We start from the raw sequence: 7988 nt of genomic DNA on the forward strand, positions 1-7988 counted from the left end.
GGACGCTCCGGGTTCACCACTCAAAACCGGGGCGGGCGATGGTCTCGGGGTCGACCACCACGATCCCCCCGGCGCTCACCGTGAAGCCCCGTTTGCGCTCCAACTCAAGGTCGTAACCGATCTCGACTTCGGCTGGAATCTGAATCCTCTTTTCGACGATGGCGCGGCGCACCTTGGCATGGCGACCCACGTCGACCTCGGGGAAGAGGATCGAGTCCTCCACCAGCGAGAACGAATTCACCCGTACGTTGGGAGCGAGCACGGAACGTTCTACCCGCCCTCCCGAGATGATGTTGCCCCCCGAGACAATCGAATCGAGCGCCGTTCCGGCTCGGTCTTCGTCGGCAAAGACGAACTTGGCGGGGGGCGACTGGATTTGCAGGGTGTAGAGGGGCCAGGTGGCGTCGTAGAGGTTGAGTTGGGGGGAGACCGAGATCAGATCCATGTTGGCTTCGAAGTAGGCGTCGATGGTCCCAACGTCACGCCAATAGGCCTGCTCCCCCTTGTTGCGGTCGACAAAGGGGAAAGCGGCGGCGTGTCCCGCCTGCACCGCTTCGGGGATGACGTTTTTGCCGAAATCGTGGTCCGAGCCGATCAGCACGGCGTCCCGCTCCAGGGCGTCGAGCAGATAATCGGCGTTGAAAACGTAGATTCCCATCGAGGCCAAACAGATGTCGGGCCGCCCCGGCACGGTGGGGGGATCGGCCGGTTTCTCGACAAAATCGAGGATGCGTTGGCTGGCGTCGACATGCATGACGCCGAAGGCCTTACCCTCCTCTTTGCTGACTTCGATCGCCCCCACCGTGACCTGGGCGCCGCTGGCAATGTGGGCCTCGACCATCAAGGAGTAATCCATCTTGTAGATGTGGTCGGCGGCCAGCAGCAACACGTAGCGGGGGCGGATTTCACGAATGATGTCGAGGTTGTGGTACAGGGCGTCGGCGGTCCCTTCGTACCAACGCTCCATCCCGGCCCGTTGCTGGGCCGACCAGATCTCTAAAAAGTCGCCCAGCTCGGGGCTGAAGAAATTCCAGCCCCGTTGCAAGTGACGTTGCAGCGAGTGGCTCATGTACTGGGTGACTACCGCGATGCGGCGCAGCCCCGAATTGACCACGTTGGACAAAGCGAAATCGATGATCCTGTACTTGCCGCCGAAGTGAACCGCCGGTTTGGCCCGCCAGCGGGTCAGCGGATCGAGACGGGATCCCCGACCCCCCGCCAGCAAAATGGTCAGGGTGTCGCGGGTCGATTGGGTGACCGATTGGGACATGACGGCCTCCTCGTAGGTGGCAAGCGGTAGGTGCAAAAGCGAATCAGGGCAGCAAAGACCAGGGGTCGAGGTCGGGGAAGATGTCGTCCTGCCCCTCAACCTCGGACAGCCAGCCCTCGTCGGGGGGATCCCCACCCTCGAAGGGGGCGAGCAATCGGTCGAGCCGATTGAGCGCCACCTGGGTGCGATTGACTGCGTACTCCACCGAGGTGTTGGTGGTCATGATGAAGGCCCAGTCGCTCGATTGAGCCAGCAAGAGCTCACGCCAAGCCTGACGCAGCCAGCGCCCCTGCGGCTGACTCCCCGCCACGGTTGCGCGGGTGGCGGCGCTCAGACGGCGCACCCCCCGATGTAGGTGACGGTAGATCCAGTCGTTGCTGGGGTTGAGCCAGACCTCGCAGGTGCCGTTTTTGCCCCAGCTTGAGATCGGGGGTTGGCGCACCGGGGCGTCGGAACGATGGGCGACGTCGCGGGTGTGGCAGGCGACCACGTCGCTTTGCTCGGCCGCCATCTTGCGCAGCAGTGCCTCCAGCCACCACGGCCCTTCGAACCACCAGTGGCCGAAAAGCTCGGCGTCGAAGGAGACGGTGAGGACCGGATCGCCCGCACGGTCGCGCAGCCGCTGCAAGAAGTGGGCGGCGTGCTCGGCAGCCCGTTTGCGGGCCCGGCCCGGATGCCAGATCTGCTTGTAGGGGGTGGCGCCGGTGATGCAATGGTATTTGAGCCCGGTGAAGCTGGGCTGGGGACCGTGGTGCATCGCCCGGATGTGGGGCATGTCGACGTCGAATCCGGCGTCGCGGTAGAACTCCCGGAAGAGCGGATCGCCGGGGTAGCCGCCCCTGGCCGACCAGACCAGGGCCGAAAGTTCGGGATCGCGGGGGATCACGGTTAAACCGCCGGGGGTGCGGGTCGGCAGCAGCGGGCCGTGGTACGGGGGCTGGGCGGTGGTGACGGTGGTGTCCTCGACCATGGCGTGGTCGATGCCGACCGCGTTCAAGAAGCGCTCCACACCGGGGTGGTAGGCGCACTCCGACAGCCAGATCCCCTCGGGGTCGATCCCGAGCAGACGGCGGTGGGTCGCCACCCCCTGGCGGATCTGGGCGCTGACCGCTTCGTCGTCCATGCGCAGGATCGGCAAGAAGCCGTGGGTCGCCGGGCAGGTGAGGATTTGCAGATGGCCCGACGCCGCCAGGGCGCGCAGCCGCGCCAGCGGGGTCGGCCCCTCGCTCAGTTGTCGGGCCAGGCTTTCGAAGTGCTCCCGGTACCACAGCACGGTGGGATGCAGGTCGGGATCGCCGCAAGTCCGCTTGATCTCCCCCTCCAGCGCCGCCAGCCGCTCCCCGATGTAATTGCGCGAACGCTGCATCAGGCCGGGGTGGGCCAGCATCGACAGCAGCGGCGGGGTCAAGCTCATGGTGATGCGGAAGGGGACCCCGTCGCGGGCCAGGTTTTCGAAAGCATTGATGAGCGGCAGGTAGGTCTCGGTCAGCGCCTCAAAATACCACTCCTCCTCAAGAAAACGTGCCCCCTCGGGGTGGTGGACGTAGGGCAAATGGGCGTGCAGCACCAAAACGAAGGGGGTGCTCATGAGCCGCCTCCGATTTGGGCCAGCGGCTGACGGGGGGGCTGCCCTTCGAGCCACTGGGGCCAGCTCGACCAGCGGGGTTGGATCGGAGCAAAACCGGGTTGGGAACAGGCGAGGATTTTTTCCTCCGCCCCCTCTTGGGCGACGATCAGGGCCATCAATCGATGGGCGGGCAGCGCCGGATCGAAATTCAGGTACCAGCTGCCAACCTGGGAGGGGAGCGGCAGCCGAGCGGCCACCAGGGGAGGATTCCCAGGCAGCACCAGCAACACGCGGGTGCCCGGATGAAGGGCGGTCAATTCCCAGCCAATCCAGGCGACTCCCGCCTGTTGAATCCCCAGGATGATCTCGTTGACGTCGTAGCGGTCGGGCAAGGGTTGGCCCATCCGGGCCAGGGTGACCGATTCGACCCCAATGTCGGGGGGGGCGTGCAGGTAACGGGCGGCGCTCCCCTCCTCACCCAGCAAGCCCTCCATGGGGTGGACGATGGTGCGGTTGGTGCGTTGGTTGGCCCAGCCGCGCAACGCCTCGATCACCTCGGCCTTGCGGGCCTTGGTGGGCAGCAAGAGTCCCAGGTCGGCTGCCAGATGGCGCAGGCGGGGGATGGTCAACGACTCAAGGGGTTCGGGGAGCACAATTCCTCCGCAAGATGCAGGCGCGGTCGTCGAAAACGGCGGACGGCTCGGGGATCAAAGGGACGATGCCCCCTCCCAAACATGGGGGGCTGCGGGGGACACAACCGTGCCCTGGGCCAACCCCTGTCGGGTCAGAACCTTGCCGCGCTCCACGCCGGGTTGGTCGAAAGGGTCGATCCCCAACATTTGGCCGGTCACCGCCGTGATCCCTTCGAAAAGCATGAACAGCGCCCCAAGATGGGGAGCGTCGACCTTGGGAATCGACCAGGTCACGCTCAATTGCCCCGCCTCGGCCAGCGCCTGGGCGGTGGCTGCGAGCTCGGCCTCCACCAGCCGGTGCAGCGGCACCCCAGCCAGGTAACCAAACACCTCGGGAAGAACCACCGCCTCGGGGACCGCCAGGGGATGGCTCTGTTCGACGGCAATGAAGGTCATGAATTTGTCGAGCGGCCCCTCCATGAACAGCTGCACCTGGGCGTGTTGATCGGTGGGGCCGACCGCCGGAATCGGGGTAAAGCCAACCCGCTCCTCGCCCCGCCGCTTGCCCAGCGATTCGGCCCAAAGCTGAACGAACCACTGGCTGAAGGCGGCCAGTTTGCTGTGGTAGGGCATGAAGACGTGTTGGTCGTGCCCTTTGCCCCCCGCAGCCATCGCCAGCGCCGATCCGAGGCAGGCAGGGTTTTGCGCCGCCGGGGTATTTTGGATTTGGTCGGCCATCCAGCGGGCTCCGGCCAGAATCTCGGCGGGATCGATCCCCGCCAGAGCGCCGGGCAGCAGCCCCACCGGGGTCAGCACCGAAAAACGCCCCCCAATCGCGGGGGGGACCGGCAGGCTGTGCAGCCCCTCTTGTTCGGCCCATTTGCGCAGAGCGCCGCATTCGGGGTCGGTGATCGCCACAATCCGATCACGCCGCTGCTCGGCGTCGATTTGCCCCCCCAGCCAATGCCAGACGATTTGGAATTGCGCCAAGGTTTCGCTCGTCCCCCCCGACTTGCTGATGACCAGCACCACCACCTCGTCGGCGCGATAGCGGGTCATAAAATCGGCGAGCGGCTCGGGGTCCGGGGTGTCAAGTACGGCAAAATCGGGGCGGGTGGAGGAGGGGGCGATCCCTTGAAGAAGCACCTTCACCCCCAGGGCGCTGCCGCCAATCCCCAAAACCAGGACGGCGCGATGGGGGGGGAGGGTTGTGGCGAGGGTAGAAACCGCGTCGGCCAGGGATTGGCTGGGGTCGTCCAAAAAGGCCAGTTCGCCGTCGCGGTGCATGGCGAGAATACGGGCCAGACCTTGCTCGGCTTGAGGGATCAAAGGCTGAAACAGTGGTTCGGGGAAATGCCGAGTATCGAGCGCGATCCTCATCCGAGGGCTCCTGAACGTGAGAGGAACCCGGGTTCAGCTACTTCCGGGTAGTCATGGGGCGGTGGTACGCACAAGCAGGCGCATTGCCGTCTCCAGCTTGGGTGAGAACACCCCCTGACGCAATGCCTTGTGGATGGTTTGTAACGATACTCCAGTCTCATATGACAGCCGTTTGAGCGACCAACCGTTGCCCGCCAAAAAGTCGACAATTTGTTGCCCTTGGGGGGATAGATCGGCGTAGGTTGTCAGATAGCGTTCGATTGGTTTGGTGTAACGGTTGTCGGGGGCATCGGAGCGCTCCTGCTGCGCCTCTAGGTATTCCTCCCGCGTTTGGTAGGGGGTGCCGTCGGGGCAGGTGACCTGAATGGGCAATTCGGGGTAGGTCTCGGCCAGGGCCGTATATTTGTTCTTAATCTGGTGATACCCCTGCCGAGTGCGCACCGACATCAGCAAAGTAAAATCTTCGGTGAGCAGAAAGTGGGGGTTGAAAAAGCGCAATGGCTGGGGGAGTGAAAAACGCAGCGGTTTGTACAGCCAGGGGATTTGGTGGCCGTCGAGGTAGGCGGCCAGCTCCGCCTCACAGGGGTGCAGGAAGTTGGGGTACACTCGGTTCACCGAGGTTTTCCCTTCGAGCGTGGGAAAACGGGCCTCCATCTGCGCCCTGAGTTGGCCGATGGGGCGAGGGTCCCGTGCGGGCGGGGGAGAGGGCCACTGGGCTCGAAACTGAGAAAACACGGGATCTTGACGAAGGATGTCGCGGGACTCTTCGATCGTGATCTCTTCTGGCGCAGTCAACGTTCCTCCCACCCTGAGAAATGCGGCTTCCACCTCTGGCAGCGTGCAGCGTACGAATAAAATCCAAGAGAGGGCGAGTTTAGCCTTGAAGGTCAATCGAGAACAAACACCCAAGCTCCTGAACGGTTTCGATCCCCGTTGGTGGGGGGTGGTCGAGAAACCGAGCCGCTACATCGGCGGCGAAATCGGCAGTGTGGTTAAAGAAACCGCGGAGGCCCGTATTGCGCTGGTTTTCCCCGATCTGTACGACATCGCCATGTCGAATCTGGGTTTGATGATCCTCTACGAGATCGTCAACGACCACCCCGAATGGGCAGCGGAAAGGGCCTATGCCCCCGCCCCCGATATGGAGGGGCTGCTGCGCGAGCGCGGGGTGCGTTTGGGCAGCCTGGAAACGGGGCGCCCCCTCTGCGACTTCGACGCCGTCGGTGTGACCCTGCAATACGACCTGTGCGCCACCAATCTGTTGATGATGCTCGATGTGGGGGGAGTGCCGCTCACCGCAGCAGAGCGAAGCACAGGCGATCCCATCGTTATCGGCGGTGGTCCGGTGGTCTTCAATCCCGAGCCGTGGGTCGATTTTTTCGATCTCTTCGCCTTGGGCGACGGCGAGGAGATGACGGTCGAGATCATGCGGGTGCTTGAGCAGGCCAACCGGGAGGGGTGGGATCGGAAATCCCGGCTGCAGCGTCTCAAAAAAATCGAAGGGGTGATGGATCCCCGCGATTGGAGCTACGAACTGCTGCCGGATGGGCGGATCGGAGCGGTTCAGCCGCTCACGGAGCGTCTTCAAGCCAGCCGCAGTTTTCTCTCCGATCTTGAAAACGCCCCCTACATTACCCGTCCGGTGGTTCCCTACGCCTCGACCACATTCGACCGTTACTGCGTGGAGATCAGTCGGGGTTGTACCCGCGGCTGCAAATTCTGCTACGCCGGGATGATCTACCGCTCGGTGCGCGAGCGCTCCCCTAAAAAGGTGGCCGAATTGATGGAACAGGGGCTGGCCCATTCGGGTTTCAGCGAAATTTCGCTTTCGAGCCTGTCGGCGGGCGATTACCGCCATCCCGAACTGCTTCTTTCGGGGTTGGAGCGCCGTTTTGGCGGCATCGACCTCTCGCTTTCGTTCCCCTCGATGCGGGTCGGCACCCTCAGTGGCGAAAAACTCGGCCACATCGCCGAACTCAAGCGCCACTCCTCATTCACTTTGGCCCCCGAGGCGGGGACACAGCGTCTGCGCGACCTTATCAACAAACCCGATCAAGAGGAGGAGATCCTGGCCCAGTGCGCCGAGGTGTTCGCCTCGGGGCAGGAGGCGGTGAAGCTCTATTTTATGATTGGGCTTCCCTCTGAGACCGACGAAGACCTGCAAGGGATCGTCGATCTGGCTGCCAAAATCCGCAACACGGGGCGCAAACATGGCAAACGTCCACGGGTAACGGTTTCGGTTTCGACCTTTGTACCCAAGCCCCACACCCCGTTTCAGTGGGTTGAACAACTCGGGAGCGACGAGGTGCGGCGGCGCCAAAGGCTTCTGCGTGATGCCTTTGCTCGGCTCAAGATCGAGTTTCGCTGGCACGATGATCGGTTGTCGTGGTTGGAGGGGGTGTTTTCCAGGGGGGATCGCCGCCTTGGCGGGGCGGTTTTGGCCGCCTACCGACGCGGCGCCCGTTTCGACGGTTGGGGGGAGTACTACGATCAAGCCCTCTGGAAAGCGGCCTTCGCTCAGGTGGGGCTATCGGCCGAAGATTACTTTCGCGCCCGCGATCTGGACGAGCCGTTACCGTGGGATTACATCGATGCCGGCCCCACCCGCGAATTTATGCGCAAGGAATTCAAAAAGGTCTCTGCCGCCGCGCCAAAGGTGACGGAAGACTGTCGAGATGGTCCCTGCCTGAATTGCGGTGTCCAGTCGCCCCACGAGCATTGCCATCACCTGCCCAGCGACCAGCCGGTCGTTCAAGCCCCGTTGGCTTTCTATCCGACCGTCGGTCAGGCCTCCCCATCGGCTTCGAAAGGGATAGGGGATGTAGTCGCTGTGCAATTGACGATTCAGGGTGCCATGCGGTTTTTGTCGCAACAGGAAAGAGCAGTGACGTTGATGCGAGCGGTGCGAAGGGCAGGGTGAAGTGGACCCCAAAAACTGGACAGTAGGTTTTGTTAAGACCGAGGGGGCATGATTGGCGAGAGCGAGGAGCCAAGCGATGCCCGGAAAACACAAACGACACAGTGCGCAGTTCAAGGCGAAGGTGGCGCTGGAGGCCCTGAAGGGGGTCAAAACCACAAGCGAGTTGGCCAGTGAACACCAAATCCACCCGGCGCAGATCAGCCAGTGGAAGAAGGTGGC

6 protein-coding genes and 1 pseudogene are annotated in these 7988 nt (G+C 63.3%); 2 read left to right on the forward strand and 5 right to left on the reverse strand.

Annotation, left to right across the window (positions count from 1 at the left end):
• Window positions 1–13: 13 nt before the first annotated feature.
• The 5 genes from AUJ55_00210 to AUJ55_00230 are packed head-to-tail and all read right to left on the reverse strand — an operon-like array spanning window position 14 to window position 5503.
• Window positions 14–1270, reverse strand: coding sequence for a glucose-1-phosphate adenylyltransferase (locus AUJ55_00210; protein OIO61408.1), 1257 nt, complete (start codon window positions 1268–1270; stop codon window positions 14–16).
• Between the two features lie 43 nt (window positions 1271–1313).
• Complete coding sequence (locus tag AUJ55_00215) at window positions 1314–2858, reverse strand: hypothetical protein (protein ID OIO61409.1); 1545 nt, start codon at window positions 2856–2858, stop codon at window positions 1314–1316.
• On the reverse strand, window positions 2855–3490 hold the full coding sequence (locus AUJ55_00220; GenBank protein ID OIO61410.1) for a hypothetical protein: 636 nt from the start codon (window positions 3488–3490) through the stop codon (window positions 2855–2857). Before AUJ55_00220 ends, AUJ55_00215 begins: the two co-directional genes overlap by 4 nt.
• Before the next feature lie 54 nt (window positions 3491–3544).
• Window positions 3545–4849 carry a hypothetical protein gene (locus tag AUJ55_00225; GenBank protein OIO61411.1) on the reverse strand — a complete coding sequence of 435 codons (1305 nt, stop codon included), beginning with the start codon at window positions 4847–4849 and terminating at the stop codon, window positions 3545–3547.
• A 51-nt stretch (window positions 4850–4900) separates the two neighbouring features.
• Window positions 4901–5503 carry a hypothetical protein gene (locus AUJ55_00230; GenBank protein ID OIO61412.1) on the reverse strand — a complete coding sequence of 201 codons (603 nt, stop codon included), beginning with the start codon at window positions 5501–5503 and terminating at the stop codon, window positions 4901–4903.
• 226 nt (window positions 5504–5729) lie between these two features.
• On the opposite strand from AUJ55_00230, the gene AUJ55_00235 reads away from it, so the two are divergent.
• Both AUJ55_00235 and AUJ55_00240 read left to right on the forward strand, forming a co-directional pair.
• Window positions 5730–7769, forward strand: coding sequence for a hypothetical protein (locus tag AUJ55_00235; GenBank protein OIO61413.1), 2040 nt, complete (start codon window positions 5730–5732; stop codon window positions 7767–7769).
• Window positions 7770–7845: 76 nt separating this feature from the next.
• Window positions 7846–7988, forward strand: a pseudogene (locus tag AUJ55_00240) (transposase).

The sequence above is a fragment of the Proteobacteria bacterium CG1_02_64_396 genome (assembly GCA_001872725.1).
Lineage (GTDB): Bacteria > Pseudomonadota > MNWR01 > CG1-02-64-396 > CG1-02-64-396 > CG1-02-64-396.

Excerpts from the sequence above, each read along its gene's own strand:
- AUJ55_00215 (OIO61409.1), bottom strand. The coding sequence starts at position 2,858 with ATGAGCACCCCCTTCGTTTTGGTGCTGCACGCCCATTTGCCCTACGTC.
- AUJ55_00210 (OIO61408.1), bottom strand. The coding sequence starts at position 1,270 with ATGTCCCAATCGGTCACCCAATCGACCCGCGACACCCTGACCATTTTG.
- AUJ55_00230 (OIO61412.1), bottom strand. The coding sequence starts at position 5,503 with ATGGAGGCCCGTTTTCCCACGCTCGAAGGGAAAACCTCGGTGAACCGA.
- AUJ55_00225 (OIO61411.1), bottom strand. The coding sequence starts at position 4,849 with ATGAGGATCGCGCTCGATACTCGGCATTTCCCCGAACCACTGTTTCAG.